The sequence below is a fragment of the Mucilaginibacter rivuli genome, assembly GCF_019391655.1.
In the GTDB taxonomy this organism is placed as follows: Bacteria; Bacteroidota; Bacteroidia; order Sphingobacteriales; family Sphingobacteriaceae; genus Mucilaginibacter; species Mucilaginibacter rivuli.
On the sequence record NZ_JAHXPQ010000001.1, the window covers coordinates 407550 to 429345 of the forward strand.

The 21796-nt window shown below is 44.0% G+C and carries 21 protein-coding genes and 1 tRNA gene; 7 read left to right on the plus strand and 15 right to left on the minus strand.

The features are described from left to right. The first annotated feature begins 25 nt into the window (after positions 1 to 25). Genes KXQ82_RS01860 through KXQ82_RS01870 form a run of 3 tightly spaced genes read left to right on the plus strand, consistent with a single transcriptional unit; the run spans position 26 to position 2947 of the window. Positions 26 to 901: a glycosyltransferase family protein gene (locus tag KXQ82_RS01860; RefSeq protein ID WP_219486275.1), complete on the plus strand. Its 876-nt coding sequence runs from the start codon at positions 26 to 28 to the stop codon at positions 899 to 901. Further along, positions 898 to 1887 carry a glycosyltransferase family 9 protein gene (locus KXQ82_RS01865; protein WP_369412410.1) on the plus strand — a complete coding sequence of 330 codons (990 nt, stop codon included), beginning with the start codon at positions 898 to 900 and terminating at the stop codon, positions 1885 to 1887. Before KXQ82_RS01860 ends, KXQ82_RS01865 begins: the two co-directional genes overlap by 4 nt. Next, on the plus strand, positions 1874 to 2947 hold the full coding sequence (locus KXQ82_RS01870) for a glycosyltransferase family 4 protein (RefSeq protein WP_219486277.1): 1074 nt from the start codon (positions 1874 to 1876) through the stop codon (positions 2945 to 2947). The genes KXQ82_RS01865 and KXQ82_RS01870 overlap by 14 nt, the downstream gene beginning before the upstream one ends. Here KXQ82_RS01870 and KXQ82_RS01875 read toward each other — a convergent pair. Beyond that, positions 2940 to 3671 (minus strand): glycosyltransferase family 2 protein, encoded by a 732-nt coding sequence (locus KXQ82_RS01875; RefSeq protein WP_219486278.1) that lies wholly within the window; start codon positions 3669 to 3671, stop codon positions 2940 to 2942. The genes KXQ82_RS01870 and KXQ82_RS01875 overlap by 8 nt on opposite strands. Before the next feature lie 97 nt (positions 3672 to 3768). Here KXQ82_RS01875 and KXQ82_RS01880 point away from each other — a divergent pair, with 97 nt between their 5' ends. Beyond that, on the plus strand, positions 3769 to 4743 hold the full coding sequence (locus KXQ82_RS01880) for a glycosyltransferase family 2 protein (protein WP_219486280.1): 975 nt from the start codon (positions 3769 to 3771) through the stop codon (positions 4741 to 4743). A gap of 76 nt (positions 4744 to 4819) precedes the next feature. Then, positions 4820 to 6640: an ABC transporter ATP-binding protein gene (locus KXQ82_RS01885; protein WP_219486282.1), complete on the plus strand. Its 1821-nt coding sequence runs from the start codon at positions 4820 to 4822 to the stop codon at positions 6638 to 6640. A 3-nt stretch (positions 6641 to 6643) separates the two neighbouring features. Here KXQ82_RS01885 and KXQ82_RS01890 read toward each other — a convergent pair whose 3' ends face one another. From KXQ82_RS01890 to KXQ82_RS01920, 7 genes are all read right to left on the minus strand, one after another. Beyond that, the gene (locus KXQ82_RS01890) at positions 6644 to 7732 is read right to left on the minus strand and encodes an acyltransferase family protein (RefSeq protein ID WP_219486284.1); all 1089 of its coding nucleotides are present in this window, start codon (positions 7730 to 7732) and stop codon (positions 6644 to 6646) included. Between the two features lie 176 nt (positions 7733 to 7908). Further along, positions 7909 to 10857: a translation initiation factor IF-2 gene (infB, locus tag KXQ82_RS01895; RefSeq protein ID WP_219486286.1), complete on the minus strand. Its 2949-nt coding sequence runs from the start codon at positions 10855 to 10857 to the stop codon at positions 7909 to 7911. 61 nt (positions 10858 to 10918) lie between these two features. After that, the gene (nusA, locus tag KXQ82_RS01900; protein ID WP_219486288.1) at positions 10919 to 12154 is read right to left on the minus strand and encodes a transcription termination factor NusA; all 1236 of its coding nucleotides are present in this window, start codon (positions 12152 to 12154) and stop codon (positions 10919 to 10921) included. Between the two features lie 4 nt (positions 12155 to 12158). Beyond that, the gene (gene rimP, locus KXQ82_RS01905) at positions 12159 to 12635 is read right to left on the minus strand and encodes a ribosome assembly cofactor RimP (RefSeq protein WP_219486290.1); all 477 of its coding nucleotides are present in this window, start codon (positions 12633 to 12635) and stop codon (positions 12159 to 12161) included. 245 nt (positions 12636 to 12880) lie between these two features. Beyond that, positions 12881 to 13573: an ATP-dependent Clp protease proteolytic subunit gene (locus KXQ82_RS01910; RefSeq protein ID WP_219486292.1), complete on the minus strand. Its 693-nt coding sequence runs from the start codon at positions 13571 to 13573 to the stop codon at positions 12881 to 12883. Positions 13574 to 13583: 10 nt separating this feature from the next. Next, the gene (locus KXQ82_RS01915; protein ID WP_219486294.1) at positions 13584 to 13856 is read right to left on the minus strand and encodes a hypothetical protein; all 273 of its coding nucleotides are present in this window, start codon (positions 13854 to 13856) and stop codon (positions 13584 to 13586) included. Next, positions 13837 to 14382 carry an RNA polymerase sigma factor gene (locus KXQ82_RS01920; protein WP_219486296.1) on the minus strand — a complete coding sequence of 182 codons (546 nt, stop codon included), beginning with the start codon at positions 14380 to 14382 and terminating at the stop codon, positions 13837 to 13839. Before KXQ82_RS01920 ends, KXQ82_RS01915 begins: the two co-directional genes overlap by 20 nt. Before the next feature lie 203 nt (positions 14383 to 14585). Here KXQ82_RS01920 and KXQ82_RS01925 point away from each other — a divergent pair, with 203 nt between their 5' ends. After that, the gene (locus tag KXQ82_RS01925) at positions 14586 to 15137 is read left to right on the plus strand and encodes a dihydrofolate reductase family protein (RefSeq protein ID WP_219486298.1); all 552 of its coding nucleotides are present in this window, start codon (positions 14586 to 14588) and stop codon (positions 15135 to 15137) included. 73 nt (positions 15138 to 15210) lie between these two features. On the opposite strand, the gene der is transcribed toward KXQ82_RS01925, so the two are convergent. Beyond that, positions 15211 to 16512 (minus strand): ribosome biogenesis GTPase Der, encoded by a 1302-nt coding sequence (gene der, locus KXQ82_RS01930; RefSeq protein ID WP_219486300.1) that lies wholly within the window; start codon positions 16510 to 16512, stop codon positions 15211 to 15213. Between the two features lie 91 nt (positions 16513 to 16603). Continuing rightward, on the minus strand, positions 16604 to 17482 hold the full coding sequence (gene era / locus KXQ82_RS01935; RefSeq protein WP_219486302.1) for a GTPase Era: 879 nt from the start codon (positions 17480 to 17482) through the stop codon (positions 16604 to 16606). 145 nt (positions 17483 to 17627) lie between these two features. Here era and KXQ82_RS01940 point away from each other — a divergent pair. Continuing rightward, positions 17628 to 17700, plus strand: a tRNA-Met gene (locus KXQ82_RS01940). Positions 17701 to 18041: 341 nt separating this feature from the next. On the opposite strand, the gene KXQ82_RS01945 is transcribed toward KXQ82_RS01940, so the two are convergent. The 5 genes from KXQ82_RS01945 to KXQ82_RS01965 all read right to left on the minus strand — a co-directional run bounded on the left by KXQ82_RS01945 (position 18042) and on the right by KXQ82_RS01965 (position 21727). Beyond that, positions 18042 to 18785: a recombinase family protein gene (locus KXQ82_RS01945; protein WP_219486304.1), complete on the minus strand. Its 744-nt coding sequence runs from the start codon at positions 18783 to 18785 to the stop codon at positions 18042 to 18044. Between the two features lie 17 nt (positions 18786 to 18802). Further along, positions 18803 to 19273 (minus strand): recombinase family protein, encoded by a 471-nt coding sequence (locus KXQ82_RS01950; protein WP_219486306.1) that lies wholly within the window; start codon positions 19271 to 19273, stop codon positions 18803 to 18805. A 242-nt stretch (positions 19274 to 19515) separates the two neighbouring features. Continuing rightward, on the minus strand, positions 19516 to 19875 hold the full coding sequence (locus KXQ82_RS01955; RefSeq protein WP_219486308.1) for a hypothetical protein: 360 nt from the start codon (positions 19873 to 19875) through the stop codon (positions 19516 to 19518). A 10-nt stretch (positions 19876 to 19885) separates the two neighbouring features. Further along, a complete protein-coding gene (locus KXQ82_RS01960; RefSeq protein ID WP_219486309.1) occupies positions 19886 to 20302 on the minus strand; it encodes a hypothetical protein in 417 nt (138 codons plus the stop codon). Beyond that, positions 20303 to 21727: a type IV secretory system conjugative DNA transfer family protein gene (locus KXQ82_RS01965; RefSeq protein ID WP_219486310.1), complete on the minus strand. Its 1425-nt coding sequence runs from the start codon at positions 21725 to 21727 to the stop codon at positions 20303 to 20305. It abuts the gene before it with no gap. Between the last annotated feature and the right edge of the window lie 69 nt (positions 21728 to 21796).

Here is a 21796-nt window from a genome sequence, read left to right on the forward strand (position 1 = left end):
TACCTTTACTATTTAATTGTAGTAAATGAAAGTAGCGGGCTTTACCTTTATCAGGAACGCAGTAAAAAATGATTACCCGGTTGTTGAGGCCATAACCTCTGTACTACCACTATGCGATGAGTTTGTTGTGGCCCTTGGCAAATGCGATGACGGAACCGAGCAACTGATAGCAACCATAGGTTCGCCAAAGATCAGGATCATTCATACCGTTTGGGATGAAAGCAAGCGTGAGGGCGGGGCGGTGTTTGCCGAAGAAACCGATAAAGCCTTCGCGGCGATAAGTGCCGATGCCGACTGGGCATTTTATATACAGGGTGATGAGTGCGTACACGAAAAATACCTTGATACCATTAAAAAGGAAATGGAGGATACTTTACATGATAAGGAAGTAGAGGGCCTGCTGTTTAAATACCAACATTTTTATGGCTCGTACGATTACTATAGCCACTCGCGCCGGTGGTACAGGCGCGAGATACGGATTGTAAGAAATAACAAAGCTGTGCATGCTTACCGCGATGCACAGGGCTTCAGGATAGATGGCCGCAAACTGAACGTTAAGCTGATAGATGCCTACATTTACCATTACGGCTGGGTAAAACCGCCGAAAGGCATCATCAATAAAATGCACAACTTCGACCATTTTTACCAGGGCGAGGGCTGGACGGCACCAGAACCGGAATCGTACGATTTTGACTATGGCAATGCCGATAAGCTGATCACCTTTACAGGTACACACCCCGAAGTGATGAAGAAAAGGGTTGCCGCGGCTAACTGGAAGTTGAACATCGATCAGAAAAAGATAAGGAAGCAAATGGGCGCGCGAAGGCGGTTTCTGCAGTTTATAGAGGAGCTAACAGGCTGGCGCATTAGTGAGTACAAAAATTACAACCTGATTAAGTGAGCACGGGCCAACATATCCTCATTAGCCGTACCGATGCCATTGGCGACGTGGTGCTTACACTACCTATGTGTGGCTATCTTAAAAAAATGCACCCTGATTGCAAGATCACATTTTTGGGTAGAACGTATACCGGCCCGGTGATAAACTGCTGCACTGCTGTGGATACTTTTTTAAACTATGACGAGTTAGAAAAACTGGCGCTATCCGAACAGATTGAAAAACTGAAGGAGCTGAAAATAGATACCATCATTCACGTTTATCCCAAAAAGGCTATTGCCGACCTGGCTAAGCGCGCAGGTATTAAAATAAGGATAGGCACTACCAACCGCATACCGCACTGGCTGTATTGTAATAAATTAGTAAAGCTAAGCCGTAAGAAATCGGATTTGCATGAGGCGCAGCTGAATATCAGGTTGCTGGAGCCATTGGGAATAAAGCACATTCCGGCCATTAATGAGCTGCCGGAATACTATTGTTTTCGATCCGCGGAAGCTTTACCTGCTGAATTTGCAGCTTTGTTGGGTAAGGATAAGATCAATATCATACTGCACCCAAAATCGGCAGGGAGTGGCAGGGAGTGGGATATTACTAAATTTGCCGAACTGATTACATTATTGCCTCCGGATAAATACCGGGTATTTATTTCCGGATCGCAAAAAGAAAAAGAGCTGTTGAAAGACTGGATAACTAAATTGCCAAAGCATGTGGTGGATATAACGGGAAAGCTTACCTTGCCGCAGTTTATTACCTTTATAGCTAATGCGGATGGTTTGATTGCCAGTGGTACCGGTCCATTACATATTGCCGCCGAAACGGGAATAAACGCTATAGGTTTGTTCCCATCTGTAAAACGCATACACGCGGGCAGGTGGGGGCCAATAGGTAAAAAGGCGGTACATATAGAAAGCGGTCAGGATAGCCTGGACAGCATTAGCGCGAAAAGTGTTTTTAACAAGATAAAAGACTGGATAATTGGAGAAAGATAAAAAGCCGTCGGTACTGGTAACTGTAGACTCGATGCGGTACCCCAATACGGGCCTGTATTATTTTGGCAGGAGCTTGGGTAAAGCGTTAGCCGCGCAAAACAACGGCCAGTTTAACCTGAATTACTACGTACATGCTGATGCTAACGAAAAGTTTGATGAGTATAACGTAGGGAAAGTAGTACTGAAGAAATTTGACAAGATCACTTTTTTGGATGAGAAACGGTTTGACCTGTACCACTTTGCCGACCAGTTTTCGCGCCTGAAACCAAAAAAGGTTTGGAGCCAAAAAAAGATACTGACCATACATGATATTAACCAGGTGCACGAAACAGATATAGCGCCCGAGAAGCTAAAGCTGTATCTTAAAAAACTTAAAGAACGTATTGATAAGAGCCATAAAATAGTTGCCATATCGCAGTTTTCGGCTAATGATGTGGCGCATTATTTTCCTGAGGCAAAAAATAGGCTGAGTGTAATTTATAACGGCGCGGATAAGTTAGAATTAAAAGCCGGGCACCAGCCTGCTTATTTACCCACAGGCCCATTTCTGTTTACCATTGGTATTGTATCGGCAAAAAAGAACGCGCATGTTTTGCCTGCTTTGCTGGCGGATAATAACCTGCAGCTTATTATATCGGGCATAGAAACAGATTACAAGCAAAAAGTGTTAGACCAGGCCAAAAAGTTTGGTTGCGAAGACCGCGTGATCATTACCGGTCCCATCAGCGATGATGACCGGGCATGGTACTATAAAAACTGCGAGGCCTTTGTGTTCCCATCTGTAGCCGAGGGGTTTGGGCTACCTGTTATTGAGGCCATGCATTTTGGTAAAGCGGTCTTCCTGTCCACAGCAACATCATTACCCGAAGTGGGTGGCGATCTGGCCTATTATTTTAACAGTTTTAAGCCGGAGGCTATGCAACAAGTTTTTGCTGAAGGTTTAGCGCATTACCATGCGATTAACCCTGCCGAAGCCATTATGAAGCATGCCGCCAAGTTCGACTGGAACAAAACGGCACAGCAGTACCTGCAGTTATACCACGAGTGTTTGGCTATGTAGTGTGTTTGCGGGCGCGCCTGCGGTCTTTAGCCCGTCGCACCAAAAATCTTACCCATAGCCTGAAGCCAAAATTCTTTAATACAAGCATGGCTTTATCTTTTTCGAAAACAAGATCAAGGCTTTGGCCGGATGCCCCTGTATCGGCAAAGTTGGCTATCGTATAATCAAGATAAACGAGTTTAAAAGCCTTATCATTAAATGAGGCCATATTGAGGGCATAATCTGCCGAGGTTTTGTATTTGAGGTTATAACTATACTTTTTAAAAACCGCTTTTGGGTATATAATAGATTGCTGAATGATGCCATGTTTAGCCAGGTAATAGGTAGATACCGGGCCTAACGGTTTTAAACCCCGTGTAAGCACGCTGCCGTAATAAATGGTGGCCGGGTCGGTTAGTTCATTGGCCATTTTCGAAAAATCGGGCAGTATATCATCATCAGCACCTAAAAAGTAAATATAGTCGCCGGTAGCTTGGGCTATACCTTTGTTCATGGCATCATAAATGCCGGTATCTGGCTCGCTGATGTGGTAATAAAGTTTGGCGGCATTGGCTTCAATAATTTCCGTAGTGCCATCGGTACTTTTACCATCAATAACAATGATTTGGATATGCGGGTATGTTTGCCCGAAAACGCTATCGAGACAGGCTTGTAAAGTTTTAGCAGCGTTATAAGTAACAATAATTATTGATACAACCGCGCTGTTAGTATTTTGGTTAGACATTTATATATTTGATTATATATGCACGGCGGGCTATTTGTTTGACGGATATTAATAGTTTGCCGGCTGCAATTTACCTTTTTGTAAACTTAATAAAAAAATGATCTTATCCATTTGTATCCCCACTTATAACCGTCGGAATAAAATAGGGGCCACGCTGAAGCTTTTTTACGACCAGATCATATCATCCGGCTATGCAGTTGATATTGAGCTGCTGGTAAGTAATAATGGCTCAACAGATGATACGAAGGCGTTGCTGGATGATCTGAACTACACGGATATCGCGTTCAGCGTTTTTCATCAGCCGCAAAACCTGGGGTTTGATTTGAATATCAAATTCCTTTTTGCTGAGGCCAAAGGTAAATACGTATGGTACTTTGGGGATGACGACATTGTATTTGAAGGCGCGGTTAAAACAGTGTTTGATTGCATAAAGGGTGAAAATTATGGTGGGATGCGTTTTGAGTTTATGCAGCCCATAGGTAACCACGATTTGGACTTTGGCTTTTCTGATGAACTAACATCAGTTATTACTGATCCCGAAAGGATCGCGAAACTCTGCTTTACATTGCCTAAGGTATCAACCTATATCATTAAGCGTGTTGAGCCGATAGAAGAACTTTTTAACCCGATAGCACAGTATGAAAATGAGGGTTACTGGTTTATAGCCCTTTCGGTTCGGGTGTTTGAAATGATGGGTGATGATAGCGAAGGTTTGCTGATATACCATAAGCAGGTGGCGTCATGCGATGATGATATTTTTGAAGAGCTTAACGTACCACCCGCAGTATGGAACAACAGGACACGAATAGCCGAATACCCTTTTGTGAAGATGCATGCACCCACATTTGCTGCTAAGTTATTTAAGGATGATTACCGGTACACTATAGACTTTTTATGGAAACATAAAAAGGGTGACTACAAGGTGCGTAACCCGGAAGAGAACGACAGGTTTATTAAAAGCCTTAAAATACGTCTGCCCTTGCTTTTAAGCCGACGTAAACTACTGTTTAAATTGATTGTGCTAAAACTTAACCTGTTTCCGTTGGTAAGCCGGTTATCAAAAGGCAAATAGCCGGTATCAATAAGTAAGATAATATGACAGGCTTATTGCTATCTAATCCTTAATTTTGCTGACTTTGATCTTTTAAATGAAAACTTACTTCAGGCTGCTATCGTTTGCAAAACCAATTGAAAAATTTGCAATTCCGTATGTCTTATTCACTATATTCTCTGTTATATTCAGTACGTTAAACTTTGTTTTACTGGCGCCGCTATTAAAAACACTGTTCAATAAAAATCCGCCCGATCCAAAATTGCTTAACCCCTCAAACTGGTTTGATGTATTGGGCAAGTTTAATTATTACGCCAACCTTGCCGACTTAAAATTTGGCGCTACCCAAACATTGAAGATAGTTTGTTTGGTTATTGTTGTGTCGGTTTTGTTGGGTAACCTGTTCAGGTATTTGTCGCAGCGGATCATGGAGAACCTGCGTATCCATATTTTACTTAACCTGCGTAAATCTGTATTTGATAACGTGATGGACCTGCACATGGGATATTTCAGTAATGAGCGCAAAGGGGATATCATATCAAAAGTAGCATCGGATGTGCAGGTAGTGCAGTTTTCGGTTACTTCAACCTTGCAGGTTGTATTTAAAGAACCGTTACAACTGATCGCCTTTTTGTATATGCTGTTCAGCATATCGTTCAAGCTTACCCTATTTTCTATGTTGGTGATACCGGTATCGGCTTTTATAATCTCGCGCATAGTAAAGCGCTTAAAGCAACAGGCTATCGAGTCGCAAAAATCGTATGGTAACATGATCAGCTACCTGGATGAGGCTCTTACGGGCATAAAGATCATCAAAGCCTTTAACGCGGTTGATTTTATCAAGAACAAATTTAACAGCGAAAATGTAAGGTATTCGAAAATAGGTAAGTCAATGGCTAAGCGCCAGCAAATGGCATCGCCGGTATCAGAATTTTTGGGCGTTACCATGATCTCGTCATTAGTTCTATATGGCGGGTCGCTGGTAATCTCTGGTAAATCAGAACTGCCTGCCGAGAACTTTATAGCTTACATTATCCTGTTCTCGCAGGTGTTGAGGCCGGCAAAAGCCATATCCGACTCGTTTAGCAATATACACTCGGGTGTAGCCGCGGGCGAGCGTGTACTGGAACTGGTTGATGAAAAACCAATGATTAACGATGCCGCGGATGCTGTGGCGATAGATGGTTTTAAAGATAATATCAGCTTGCAAAATGTATCATTTGCATATAATGAAAAACTGGTTTTAAATGATGTGAGCATCACCATCCCGAAAGGTAAAAAGGTAGCGTTGGTTGGCCCGTCGGGCGGCGGTAAATCAACATTGATTGACCTGATACCACGGTTTATTGAGCCACAGCAGGGCGAAGTATTGATAGATGGTACAAATATACAGCAGCTTACTTCAAATTCATTACGCTCGCTATTAGGCGTTGTTAACCAGGAGTCGATATTATTTAATGATTCGATATTTGATAACATTGCTTTTGGCAAACCCGGCACAACGCTCGATGAGGTAATTGCCGCTGCAAAAATTGCCAACGCACACGATTTTATCATGGCTACCGAAGAGGGTTACCAAACTAATATAGGCGATAGGGGATCAAAACTTTCGGGCGGGCAAAAACAGCGTATCTGTATAGCACGCGCGGTGCTTAAAAACCCGCCAATTATGTTATTGGACGAGGCTACATCAGCATTGGATACGGAATCGGAAAAGTTAGTTCAGGATGCGTTGAACAATTTGATGCAAAACCGCACATCGCTTATTATTGCCCACAGGTTAAGCACCATCCAGAATGCAGATATTATTATTGTTTTGGAGAATGGCAGCGTAGTTGAACAAGGCACGCATACCGAACTCATTGACAAAAACGGCTTATACCGCAGGCTAATAGATATGCAAACGTTTAATAACTAACGCTTAACTACGGCCGATACTCCATTTAAATTTGGTTTTGTTGATGCCCATTACCAGCAACAAAGTGCTGCCATAGATCAGGATAAACCGCAAAAGTATATATCCCATTACCTGCCATAGCGGAAGTATGTTAACATCGCGCTTTAGCGTGATAAATATCTCGGGCAGCACAGAGCAGGCTATGATAAAGTGGATGAGGTAAATGCCGAAGGTAGTTTCGCGTGGTTTTATCCAATCGAGGAAATCGAATTTCCTGATCCTGAAAAACAGGAAGAAGCACGCTATAGAGTAAAAAATATTGGTAATGCGCAGGCTGTTATATGGGTCGATACTATCACGATAAAACAAGTTAACTTCTTCGCCCATGCCAAATATGAATGTGATGATTACAAGGATAACCCAAATGTAAATAGGTGTGCGATTGATCCAGTTGTCTAACTTCTCCAGGTTTTTATTTAGCTGGGCACCTAACCATAAAAAGAATACAAACCCAAGCAGGGCCGTAGTGTGGCGCGGTTCTACCCATCCCACATAAATATTTACCGCATATAATAGCGTGAAAAGCAGGAAAACTGCACCGAGATAATAAGAGTACAGGTAGCGCTTAAACAAAAGCAGTATGGTAATGCAGCATAGGAAATTAGGGATGAACCAATAACTTGAATGCAGGTAAACCATTTTAACATGATCAATGAATTGATCGGCGTAATCTGCATCCATATGCCCGTTCCCAAATTTGAATGCCGCTACTACGTTGCCAAGCACTATGGTGAACAGAAATATTAATGACCAGAACAACCAGGGGAAGAGGGTGTTTTTTATGCGTTTTTTAAGATATTCCCAAGCTGATGAGGTGGAGAATTTTTCTCCGATAAGGAAACCTGCCAGTAAAAAGAAGCTAATGGTCCCAAATTTGGTGAGCTGTATAATAAATGCGAATGAGAGCACCCCGGTGAGATCATGCGGCTGGAAGCTGGTAGGATAGATAAACATGGAATGCTCCGCGACGATAGAGATCATGGCGAGGCCACGGATGGAATCAATAAAGGCGTAGTTTTTTTTAGCAGGGGTATTATCTATCAAATTTTGCATGTAAGGTAGCTGTATTTCTATTGTACTGTTTTTATCACCAAAGGTTTAGTGTACAGATGAAATCAATATGAAAACTAACGGGGAAGTCAGCATTAGTACCGGGGATAAGTACTAAAAAGCCCCCGAAATTACTATTTCGGGGGCTTGTAATAAAATTATGCGACGTAAGTTGTTTGTTACAACTTACGCTTCACTTCAACATTCTCGTAAGCTTCAACAATGTCACCTACTTCAATGTTGTTAAAGTTATGGATGTTCAAACCACACTCGTAACCGGTAGCAACTTCTTTCACATCATCTTTGTAACGTTTTAACGAAGCCAGCTCGCCGGTGTAAATTACCACGCCTTCGCGGATAATGCGGATCTTGCTGTTACGGGTTATCTTACCATCCAGCACCATACAGCCTGCAATGGTACCCACCTTGCTGATCTTGAAGGTTTCGCGTATCTCAACATTCGCAACGATCTTCTCTTCAAATGTTGGTGCCAACATACCTTCCATCGCTGCCTTGATCTCGTTGATCGCATCGTAGATGATAGAGTAAAGGCGGATATCGATCTGCTCCTGTTCAGCAAGCTTCCTTGCACCACCCGAAGGGCGTACCTGGAAACCGATGATGATCGCATCAGATGCTGAAGCTAACAATACGTCTGATTCGGAGATCTGACCTACCGCTTTCGATATGATGTTTACCTGTATCTGGTCGGTAGATAGTTTCAATAACGAATCTGATAGCGCTTCGATTGAACCATCCACGTCGCCCTTAACAATAATGTTAAGTTCCTTAAAGTTACCGATAGCCAAACGACGACCGATCTCATCCAACGTAATGTGTTTCTGGGTGCGTAAACCTTGCTCGCGCTGTAATTGCAAACGCTTGTTGGCAATCTCGCGTGCTTCAGGCTCACTGGTAAGCGAGTTAAATTTATCACCCGCGGTAGGCGCGCCTTGCATACCTAACACCTGTACCGGTGTTGACGGGCCTGCAAATTCTACCCTTGCGCCACGCTCGTTGGTTAAGGCTTTAACACGGCCGCTATAGCAACCTGCCAAAATCGGATCGCCAACACGTAGCGTACCGGCCTGTACCAATACGGTGGTAACAATACCACGGCCTTTATCTAATGCTGCCTCAATAACGGTACCTACGGCACGTTTGTTAGGGTTAGCTTTTAATTCTAATAATTCAGCTTCAAGTAATACCTTTTCTAAAAGCAACTCAATATTTAAACCGGTTTTGGCCGATATTTCCTGGGTTTGATATTTACCACCCCATTCTTCAACCAAAATATTCATGGTTGATAATTGCTCACGTACCTTATCGGCGTTAGCACCCGGCCTGTCAATTTTATTGAAAGCGAATATAATAGGTGCACCTGCGGCCTGCGCGTGGTTTATGGCCTCGCGGGTTTGGGGCATCACACTATCATCGGCAGCTATCACAATAATAACAATATCCGTTACCTGGGCACCACGTGCACGCATCGCGGTAAATGCCTCGTGACCCGGTGTATCAAGGAAGGTGATCTTACCTTTATTTTCAGGCAATGTTACCTCGTAAGCACCAATGTGCTGGGTTATGCCACCTGCTTCGCCACCAATAACATTGGTTTTGCGGATAAAATCGAGTAATGATGTTTTACCATGGTCTACGTGACCCATGATCGTAACTATCGGTGCACGAGGGATCAGATCTTCAGGAGCATCTTCCTCGTTAAGGTTAGCTTCTTCATCCTGTGGTTTAACAAATTCAACTTCAAAGCCAAACTCTTCGGCAACAATGCTCAGGGTTTCGGCATCCAAACGTTGGTTAATGGATACGAACATACCCAGGCTCATACACGTCGAGATGATCTGTGTAACCGATACGTCCATCATCGAAGCTAACTCGTTCGCGGTAACAAACTCGGTAACCTTCAATACCCTTGATAGTAGTTCCTGATCCAAAGCATCCTGTTCTGACATTGCAGCAACATCATCACGCTTTTGACGGCGGAATTTAGCACGTTGAGCAAATTTTCCCGATTTACCTGCGCCACTTAAGCGGGCAAGTGTTGCTTTAATTTGATCTTGAATTTCCTTTTCTGAAGGCTCTTCTTTTTGGCCACCTGCCGAAGTAGGTTGCTGGCCTTTATTCCTGAAATCAGGACGTGATATATTGCTCTGTCCTTTTTTAAACTCAGGACGTGGCGCGCCGCCTGCTTGTGGCTGGCCCGGTGCACCCGGCTGACCCGGTGCATTGGTTTGCGGCCTTTGGCCCTGACCCTGTTGACCCTGGCCCGGGGCATTATCTTTACGTTTACGTTTACGTCTTTGATCGGCAGCACTGTTTGATGATGCTACAGGCTGGTTGCGTTTAGGCTGGCTTACAGGTAACTCTATACGACCAATAATTTTTGGTCCGCTTAGTTGTTCTGCCTTAGCCCTTATTACTTCGTTATCATCGCCGCCATCCGCTGTTTCTGCTGCTGGCTCGGCCACAGGTGCAGTAGCAACGGGAGGCTCAGTTTTAGCAACAGGCGCAGGTGCCGGAGCAGGCTCAGCCTTAGGTTGTTCAACGACAACGGGCTTAGGCTCCTCCTGCAGCACAGGCTTTTCTGCAACGGGTGCAGGGGCCGGTGCCGGCTCGGGTCTTGGTGCCGGTGGCGCCGCAACTTCTTCAGCCTTCTTTTCGGGACGTGTTTTACTGTTAAGATTATCCAGGTCAATTTTACCCACTACCTTAACACCTGGCAAAGCCGCATCGTCCTTATCCTCAGCCACAACTGGCGCAGGTTTAGGTTTTTCAACAGCAGGTGCCGGGGGGGTAAAAGTGTGTAAGTTTTTAACCAGAATTTCTTCGTGTTCAAAATCTTTTGCACGCGATGGGGCCGGGGTATGCTCGGGCAAACCTGTCTCTTCGCGACGAATTTTACCAATGCTTATTTGCTTGGCTTCTTCTTTAATGATCTTATCAACCTGAAACTCTTTTAAAAGTGCATCATACATTTCGCCTTCAATTTTGGCATTAGGTTGTTTTTCTATCTTGTAACCTTTTGATGCCAAAAAATCTACGATGGTACCTGTACCAATGTTGAGCTCTTTTGCTGCTTTAAATAATTTTATGCTTTTGTCGTCTGACATTTATATTTTATTACCTCTTTATTCTTTTTTGCAAAAATACGTTTTAATTTGGTTATTCTGCTTATTCAAATTCGGCCTGTAAAACAGAAAGTACATCTTTTATAGTTTCTTCTTCCAGGTCGGTACGTTTTACCAACTCGCCAACGCTTAGTGCCAGTACAGATTTTGCCGTGTCTAAACCAATACGTTTAAACTCATCCAGTATCCAGCCATCAATTTCGTCGCTAAATTCTTCAATGTCCACATCCTCTTCCTGCTCATCGGCATCACGGTAAACATCGATTTCGTAACCTGACAATTTTCCTGCCAGTTTAATGTTGTGGCCACCGCGACCGATAGCTAATGATACCTGATCGGGCTTTAAATAAACCGCTGCCGTTTTTTTCTCATCATCTAATTTAATAGAGGTGATCTTAGCCGGTGATAAAGCACGGGTGATGTATAGCTGGATGTTGTTAGTGTAGTTAATTACGTCGATGTTCTCGTTCTTTAACTCGCGAACGATACCATGGATACGTGAACCTTTCATACCAACACAGGCACCAACCGGATCAATACGGTCATCGTATGATTCTACCGCTACCTTTGCACGCTCTCCCGGTTCGCGAACGATCTTTTTGATGGTGATCAACCCGTCGAATATCTCGGGAACTTCCAACTCAAATAAACGTTGTAAAAACTCAGGCGCTGTACGCGAGATGATAATTTTAGGATTGCTGTTCATCATATCAACCTTGTGGATGATGGCACGAACGCTATCGCCTTTTTTGAAATAATCGGCAGGGATCTGTTCTGATTTTGGAAGTAACAACTCGTTACCTTCATCATCCAATACCAAAGTTTCTTTTTTCCAAACCTGGTAAACTTCGCCTGTTACAATTTCGCCAACGCGGTCTTTATATTTTTTGTAGATCTCGTCTTTCTCCAGTTCTAAAATTTTAGATACCAGTGTTTGGCGCGCGGCTAAAATAGCGCGGCGGCCAAAGCTTTCCAGCGTGATCAGTTCGATATGCTCATCGCCAACTTCCAGGTCGGCATCTAATAACTTAGCCTCTGCCAGTTCGATTTCCAGGTCGTCATCCTCACTAAAGCCATCTTCCATAACCACACGTGTGCGCCAGATCTCCAAATCCCCGTTGTCGGTGTTTACAATTACGTCACAGTTTTCGTCGGTGCCGTATTTTTTCCTGATCATGCTTCTGAAAACGTCTTCCAGAACGCTCATCATGGTTGGGCGGTCAATGTTTTTGAAATCCTTAAACTCCTGGAAGGAGTCGATCAAATTAATATTGCTCATTGTTTTACTTGAATGATATTAAAACTTTTGTTTCTGCAACCTCGCTTAAAGGGATAGTGGCTTCAACCACCTCAACCTTTTTGCCTTTGGCTGCCTTTACTTTTTCTTCTATTATTATGTTATCGTTATCTATACTTTTTAATGTGCCTTCGCGCTTGGCGCCATCCAGCATTTTTATGCCCAGGTTGCGGCCCACGTTTTTGGTGTATTGCCTTGGCAGGATAAGCGGACTATCAATCCCCGGCGATGATACCTCCAGGTTATAAGCCTCGGCAATCACTTCCTCTTCTTCCAGCTTAAAGCCAACAAAGCGGCTTATAGCGGCGCAATCTGCAATGCCTATGCCGTTATCGCCATCAACTAAGATCATCAGTTTGCGGCTAGGCAGCATTTTTATCTCCACCAAAAACAAGTCGGGCCTGTCGGCGATCTTCTCCTCGACAAGCATGGCAACCCGTTGTTCTATTTTCTTTTCCGACATTAATTTTTTGAAAATAAAAGAGGGGACTATTGTCCCCTCGCACTTATTGAATGCAAATATACGAATATTTATTTGAAAGTCAAGAGGAGGAGGTAAATGTGCTAATGAGTAAATATGCAGATGTGCAGATTTTCAGCTTATGGTCGGTGTTATCACCGCACCATTTGTAGGGTTGTGGTACGGTGATAACACCGATCACAGGCTGAAAAAACTTAACTCATAACCCGAAACATGCAACCCACAACTCAATTAGCCCTCACCAACACCTCATCTATCATTCCAAAATCTCTCGCTTCATGCGCCTTCATCCAATGGTCGCGGTCGGCGGCATCGTGTATGGTTTGATAATCCTGCCCGCTGTGTTTGGCTGTAATTTCGCAGAGTTCTTTTTTTAGTTGTGATATTTGGTTAAATGCTATCTCGATATCAGAGTGCATGCCCTGTGCACCGCCTGATGGTTGGTGTATCATCACTCTTGAATGCGTTAAAGCCGCGCGTTTTCCGGGAGCACCGGCGCATAACAATACTGCCGACATAGATGCCGCCATACCTGTGCAAATGGTAGCCACATCGGGCGATATGAATTGCATCGTATCATAAATACCCAGCCCCGCGTATACCACGCCCCCAGGCGAATTGATATAGATCTGGATATCTTTTTTATTATCAGTTGATTGCAGGAACAGCAATTGCGCCTGTATGATATTAGCGATATGATCGTCAACAGCAACGCCCAAAAAAATGATGCGGTCCATCATCAGGCGCGAAAATACGTCCATTTGGGCTATGTTGAGTTGGCGTTCCTCAATAATATGCGGCGTCATGGCCATGGGTGTAAAAGCCCGTTCGGCTTGCGCGATGTAACGATCAGTATGGTGCATAGCTATCCTGTGGTGCTTCACCGCATAGCGGCGAAACTCCTCTTTATCAATATTCATAAGCTTATGTTTATTTAGTTTTGAATAGGTTTAATATCCTTGTCGCGAAACTCCGGTACTCCGTTTGCGTAAATAGTTTTTGATGTACGGCTTCAATTTCCCGCTTCAATTGCCTGCGCCCGTAAAAGCTGATCAGCTCATATGTCTTTTGTTGATAATGTACTTTTTCTTGCAGTTCATCATCTAAGATAAGCTGTGCCTCAAAAACCAAAGCATCTCCCGGCGAACTGCGTTTCAGCAAATGCGCTTCTATTTCCTGCACTTCATTCAATAAAGTCCGCATAGCTTAAGTGTTTTTGTTTAACTTCAGTTCTTAATTTCTCCAGGCACTTGTATTTCTGCACCGTGGCTGAGCGTTCGCTGCTATAGCCAAAGGTTTTGGTTAATTTTTGCAGAGGCAAATGGTCGTAATAAAAAGCCTTGAGTAGTTCCATGCACTTGCCGCCTGAAGTTTCAATAAGTGTGGTTATCTTACCATACAATAAAGTCTGTTCCTGTTCGCCGCTTAATCCATCTGTGTGCTCATCCAATGGCGACTGCCTGCTATTTTCGCGATACTTTTTGTTCCACAAATGCTTCACAATACCCATAATGTAAGCTTGTGATGTACTGTGTATGCCATCGTTTGATGCGCAAGCCATCTGGTAATAAACAGCTACAGCATCCTGGAAAATATCCTTCGCGTCATCAAAGCTGCCACCTCTGCGGGCAATATACTTAGCCGCCGCCGGGAAAACTTTTTTGTATAAACTGATAAATAGTTCTTCACGCTCAAGCGCCGCTTCTGTTAGCATTATCGTATCTTCCATAAGCCTCTTTTTAACTATGTGTAAGTTATAGGCAAAATATCACCCGGGCAAGTAAAATTTATTTTGATGATTTAGATTTGACAACTTTTGGAAAGTTGTCAAATCTTTACGAAGCGATACGATCGCCCCTTTTTTGTTGCATTAAGCCCTTACGACGATAGCTGCAGTGTTTTATCTTTGATACGTTAATCAACAAAATTCCAATGAGAAAAGTAACCTTCGGCGTTAACCTCAGTATCGACGCCTGCTACGACCACACCAGGTTTAATGGCGATGAAGAAATTCACCAATATTTTGCCGACATATCGCAAGATGTTGACCTGGTGGTGTACGGGCGTAAAATGTACCAACTGATTGTGCCTTACTGGACAGAAGTAGCGAAAAACAAAACCGGGGTAGAAGGCACCGATAAATTTGCAAAGGGTGTTAACGACGTTGAGAAGATCGTTTTTTCGCGAACCCTCGAAAGCGTGGAAGGAAACACCCGCATTCTTCGGGGTAACCTGGAAGAAGAGATACGCAAACTGAAACAGCAACCAGGCAAAAATATTTCTATCGCCGGCATGACCCTGCGCTCCCAATTAACGGCGCTTGGCCTGATAGATGAATTTCATTTTGTGATTCATCCCGGCATTGTAGGACAAGGGAAAAGGTTTATGGAAGATGAAGGGCTTACAGAAACACTCAACTTAAAACTGGTAGCCGCTAAGGTATTTAAGTCGGGATGCGTAGCGCTACATTACGTAAAACAGTAGCATGTGGTCAGATTTGACAACTTTCAAACAAGTTGTCAAATCTTTACGAATCCAAAAGGTATCTGCACATTTACTATTTCTGCCTGAAAAATATCTGTATCGGCACACCGGAAAAATCAAAGTTTTCGCGAAGCTTATTTTCGATGAAGCGATAATAAGGCTCTTTGATATACTGCGGCAGGTTACAGAAAAACGCGAACATTGGCGCGGTGCCCTGTATCTGGGTGATGTATTTAATTTTTACGTATTTGCCTTTGATGGCTGGCGGCGGGAAAGCTTCGATGATAGGCAGCATTACCTCGTTCAGTTTTGAGGTAGGGATCTTTTTATTGCGGTTTTCGTAAACCTTATTGGCAGCTTCAATAGCACGGAAGATACGCTGCTTTTCCATTACCGAAGTAAAGATGATAGGCACATCAACAAAGGGCGCTATTTTTTGATGTATCAGTTCTTCAAAAACTTTGGTGGTTTTGTTATTCTTTTCAATCAGGTCCCATTTGTTTACCACGATAACCAGGCCTTTTTTATTTTTCTCCGCAAGGTGAAAAATATTGATGTCCTGGCTTTCGATGCCTTCAACAGCATCTATCATCAACAGTACTACGTCGGCTTCTTCCAATGCTTTAATGGTACGCATTACCGAGTAAAACTCGATGTTCTCTTTTACCTTTGTTTTTTTACGGAGCCCGGCGGTATCCACCAACATAAAATCATGACCAAACTGATTGTAGTGAATATGTATCGAATCGCGTGTGGTACCGGCAATTGGGGTAACAATATTTCTATCCTTCCCGAGCAAAGTATTAATGAACGATGACTTACCCACATTCGGCCTTCCGGCAATGGTGTATTTTGGCAGCGTGTTAGGCTCCAAAACTTCGTCGTCAAAACATTTAACAACCTCGTCTAATAAGTCGCCGGTTCCTGAGCCTGTCATGGATGAGATGTTGTATATCTCGCCTAATCCCAAGCTATAAAAAGCAGTAGCATCAATTTGTTGTGATGTATTATCAACCTTATTCACTACCACAAAAACAGGCTTTTTGCTGCGGCGCAAAACAGTAGCTATATCATCATCAAGATCGGTAATGCCTGTAGTAACATCAACCACAAACAATAATACCGAAGCTTCTTCTATCGCGATCAACACCTGCTCGCGGATGGCGGTCTCAAAAACATCCTCGCTGTTGGCTACATAGCCACCGGTATCAATTACCGTAAAATCATGACCTGTCCACTCTGATACACCATAATGGCGATCGCGCGTAACACCGCTCTGGTCATCAACAATGGCCTTACGGGCTTCAATTAAACGGTTAAATAAGGTAGACTTACCCACATTCGGGCGGCCCACTATGGCTACTATGTTACTCATGTTTTATTAAGATTCAAGAATTAAGAACCAGGAACCAAGACCCGAGCAAAGATATTCTCTTTTCTTGGTTCTTGTATCTTGACTCTTGCTTCTAATTTTCGTACCCAAATTTTTTCAGGTAATTTTTTTTGCTGCGCCAGTCGGGTATCACTTTAACAAACATCTCCAGGAAAACCTTTTGCAAGAAAAACTCCTCCATGTCCTTACGGGCGTAGGTGCCAACTTTTTTCAGCATTTCGCCGCCTTTGCCAATGATGATGTTCTTTTGCGAATCGCGCTCCACAATAATTTCGGCACTGATGCGGTATATCTTCGCCTCTTCTTTAAAAGCAGTGATAATCACCTCGGTGCTGTAGGGTATCTCTTTTTCGTATATTTTAAATATCTTTTCGCGGATGATCTCCGAAGCGAAAAAGCGGTCGTTACGGTCAGTTAAAAAATCTTTTTCGTAATAAGCCGGGTGCTCGGGTATCATTTCCATCACCAGTGACATAATGGCCTGCACGTTATGGTTTAACGTTGCCGAAACCGCAAAAACCGCCTTTGGCTTTAGGGTTTCTTCCCAGTAAGCTATCTTTTGCTTAACCGTTTCCTCATCCGATTTATCGATCTTATTCACCACCACAATAAGCGGTGCCTGGCTGCCTTGCAATTTTTCCAGAACATCGGCCTCATCATGCTTTTCGTTAATGTCGGTTACCAGTATCACTACATCGGCATCAACTAATGAGCCGCTTACCTGGTGCATCATGGTTTCCTGCAAGGCATAGTGAGGCTTAATGATGCCCGGCGTATCGCTAAACACGATCTGGTAATCTTCCTCGTTAACAATACCCAAAATACGGTGGCGCGTAGTTTGTGCCTTAGGCGTAATGATGGACATTTTTTCGCCCACAAGCGCGTTCATGAGGGTTGACTTACCCGCGTTGGGTTTGCCAATGATGCTTACGAAACCTGCCTTATGACTCATTTAAAAATATTTGAAATTTTATTTGGACTGCAAAGAAACGAATTATATCTTTGCAGTCCAATAAAAACGGAATACAAATTGCATTTCGATAATTGGAAAGCTTATTTTGGAGTAATGATCCAAGCCATACAATAAGCAAACATAGTGCGGGATGGAGCAGTTGGTAGCTCGTCGGGCTCATAACCCGAAGGTCGTAGGTTCGAGTCCTGCTCCCGCTACCGAATTGGACAAAGCGAAATGATTAAGCCCAAAAGCAATCATTTCGCTTTTTTCGTTCAGGATAACTTGCTTCAAATGAGCAAGATGCAAAAACATCGGATTTATTCTTGTGGTTCGAGACTGGTCGTTTTCACGATCATAGGTAACCCCCTCGGGAAAGAGCATATTTTGCAGTCTTTGCTTGGTGTGGTAATCGGCAGAAAGCCACTTTTTAGGCATGTCTACAGCGAATTTCACCGCTAAGTTTACGCACTCCGTAAGGTTCGAGACTTTTTCAGATGCCTTTTGCAAGTTCTCTTCTATCTCCTCCATTTCCTCGTTATACTTTGCGATGTACTTATTAATACAACTCGCTGGTGATGTCCTCCTCAATGAATCGCTCTTCCAGTCGGGCTATTTTGGTGGTTAATTCCTTGTGCTTTTTCTGCAACACGCTATAGCCGTCCTCATAGCCCTTGGTAAACTGGTTAAACGTGGCTATGGCTTGCTGTTTGATAAGTTTTAATACGTCCTTACCCACATCGAGTTTCAAGACCTCCAAGACCTCCGCAAAGCGATTATTTAGCACGTTTGCATTTCGGTTAGTCCCGCATCCGACCGTTGAGCATTTATAGTAATGAATGCCTTTCTTTTTTACCACGTAGCCGTGCAACATCTGGTCGCACTTGCCACAGCGCAGAAACCGCTTTAGAGGCAGGTGGTCGTTTTCCTCCTGCACCTTGTACCCGTGGGTGTTGTTGTCCATGAGACCGTTTACCCGTAAGAACAGTTCCTGGCTTATCAGGGCTTCATGGTTGCCTTTCACTACCGCACCGTCAAGCAAGTTGTGGGCGATGAACCCTGCGTAGAAAGGATTGCGGAATATATGCGCAAGTTTTTGTTTGTAGAGGGTGATACCGTTTGAAGCAAGCCTTTTAAGGATTGCTTCATTGGAAAGGTGCTCTTCCGCTTTCCATTCAAACGCACGGCGTAAGAGTTTGCCTCGTTCGTTTATAACGATCGTTCGTTTGCCGTTTTTTCGAATGCTATCATAACCGTACGGTGCAGTGGTACACCAATCACCTCGCAAAAGCATTTCGCGCATCCCCGCTGTACATTTGCTTATGCCAGTTCGTTTTCCCACGTAGAAAAAAGCAGTGTCATGTTAGCGTGCATTTGCCCTACTGAACTGGTCATATCAATGGGCTGGGTTACGCTCTCCACCAATATATTCAGTTTCTTTAACTCGGCAGTTACGGCGATGGAATGGAGGTTGCGGGAGAACCTGTCCAAACTGAACACGATGATATGCGATATTTTCTCATGCGACTTTTTCACAAATGAAAGCATGCTTGAAAACTCCTTGCGCTCGCTGTCGCTGGTTGCCGATTCGTACGTGGCACCAAAGAATTTCACGACATCATAGTTTCTTTTTAGGGCGTATTCGATACAGGCCTTGCGCTGCGTGTCGAGGCTAAGATTTGTTGCCTGATCCTTAGAACTGACACGGGTGTAAATCACCGCCCTTTTGCCGATGACTGATTGTTCCTTCGCGCCTTTTCCAAAGGCCTTTAAGATGGTTGCTCCACTCATAATAGTGAGATTTTCAATGTATTTCTATGCCTTTAAGATACGGTTTTTTAAGGTGCTTTCCAAATTTTGACCCCGTTTTTTTGTGAAAATCGAACACTATTTTAGTGAAGGTTTTGAGGGTTTCGATGACCTGCTGTGCCTGCTCATCTGTGAAGTGGGAAAATGACGGACACGCCCGTACTTCCTCAATGGTGAGGTCGTGTTCCCGTGCATAGTCAATCCGCTCCATATCCCTTTACCGCTTACAGTTCGAAATCATTGTCCCAATCCTCGTTCCGTATTTCCGCTTCGGTGTCCAAGTCGGCATAGATGTCGTTGAACTCCTCATCATAGGGGAACGGCTGCCTTTTTTCAAACAGGCGTATGGTTTCAAGTGCGCTGTCCAATGCCTCCTTTTCCTGCGGGCTGATTTCCTCCTCAATGACTTGGAAGGGGTTGAACGACACGGTTGACTTGACCGTGCCGTTAAAGGTCGTCAGGCTCGGTTCGGCCTGCCGCTCGAACGCCTTTATGCGGCTGATTGCCCGCACGTAGTCGCTCTTTCTCACTTCCCGTATTTCGTTGAATACTGCCTGCTGTTTTTCGTCCATTTGCTTTTCCATTGTCTTGTCGTTAAGGGTTATTGTGTATGTATTCCAAAAGCGTTGTTTCCGCTGTTTCTAAAAGTTTTGATACAGAAAGGATTGAGTTTGTGGATAGTGCATTAGTAGCCATGCTCACCAACTGCAATACCCGCAACAGCGTGTCCCTATCCGCAATGAGGTGCGTTCCTTCCTCCTCTGCGATAATGACATTTCGTGCGTAGGTAATTGGGCGTTGGTTGTATTTTCGTGCCCGTGCCTTGATGATGCCGTATTGTTTGAGCGTTACCTCGAAGCGGATTTCCTTCCGTGGTCTGCTTTGCCTTTTCCATGCTCGTTTATACTGCGTTCTGTAGTTTCGCTTGGCTTGCACAATAGCCTCCTTAGTGCCGTGCAAGACATCGGCATCAAGTAAGAATTGATACAAGGGTTTGCTACGGATTTTCATTTATGCAAACAGTGGGATTTCTGTATCGGAGGCATTGGATTGCAATTGCACTGGCGGCATGTTGGCGTACTGCCTAAAGTTCAGGTTGCGCCAGTATGGGCTTAGATACCCACGAATAATGGGCACATTGGAGGCTATAATAAGCGACCTCCATTTTGGCAGTAACCGTGCTTCGGCAACGGTAACGAGGCTTTTAGTTTTCTTTGTACCGTCTTCGTCAATATAATTACACTTTCCACTAAGGGCTTCGATGTCCCTCAAAACGTCAATATTTGAATTGCCCCCCAAGAAAATTTTGGTGGCGCAGTTGACCGTAATGTTTGGGGCTTCTTCGCCGTAGCGGGACTTCAATTGGGTAACGCTTTGGAGGCACAACAGCGTTGATATGAGGTGTTTTCTGCCATTAGCCAAGGCGAGGGGTAGGATTTTTATGTAGTATGCCGCACACTCCTCCAAAATGACGTGTATGGGTAGTTCCTTTTTGGTCGGTATTCGAGATAAGGCGTGATTGAAGAATTGCTGAAAAAACATTCCCGTCAAAATTTGGCAGTATTCCGCTGTTCCAACGCTTCCCAAAAGATAGACTGCGGTCGGTGTACGCCGTAACTCTGCAAAATCAATTTTGGTAGTTGTCGAGGTAGCCTTGGCGATGTCGGGATCTGAGAAGATGACCAAAGCGGCCTTTGCGGAAGCCAAAATATTCTGCAATGTTTTTTCGCTGTTACCGATAAACGACATGTATTCGGTGATAAGCTTTTTGTCTCCCGTTTGCGCCACCAGTTCGTCTACTTTTTTTGACGAAGCAGGGGAACAGAGGCAGTGAACAAGGTGCAGAACGTTCGCAAAATTGCGGTATTCTTCGGGTTGATACAGCGTTAGTTGCGCCAGTAAGACCAAAATCGTCTTCACGGAAAGCGACCAGAATTTGTCCCCTTTGGAGCCTGCATCGAGCGTTGATGCTACCAGAATGTCAATGACCTGGTATATCTCGTTGGGATTTTCGATGTTGACTATGGGGTTGTACCCAACGCCAACTGTAGGGTCTGAAAGGTGGACGGGTAGTATCTTAGTGTGGCTTGATTTAAACCCGGAAGTCTTAGTTATCAACTCACCGCTTATATCTGTAATTAAAATACTGCACTGTCGGAGTAGGAATAAATTTTGACAGATTAACGTTGAAGTTTTGCCCGAACCTGACGGTCCGAACACGGCGGCGTTTGCCATCGAGCGCCTGCGGGACATTCTGCGGTTGCGCCCGATATACAGGCCCTTTCCCCACGGCGTGGCAATCCGCAGCGTGCTGCTGAATGAGGCGTTCTCGCCGTTTTGCCTGCTTAGCAGCAGACCAATTGCTTGAAAGAACTCCACGATAATCATTATCACGCCTCGTATGAAAGATAGTATGAATGAGGTTGCTGTTTCCATGGGTTTTAAATCAGGTGAATGTTTTTTTTGCTTGTAAAACAATGTCTAATGCCATTTTGAGGGTAAACT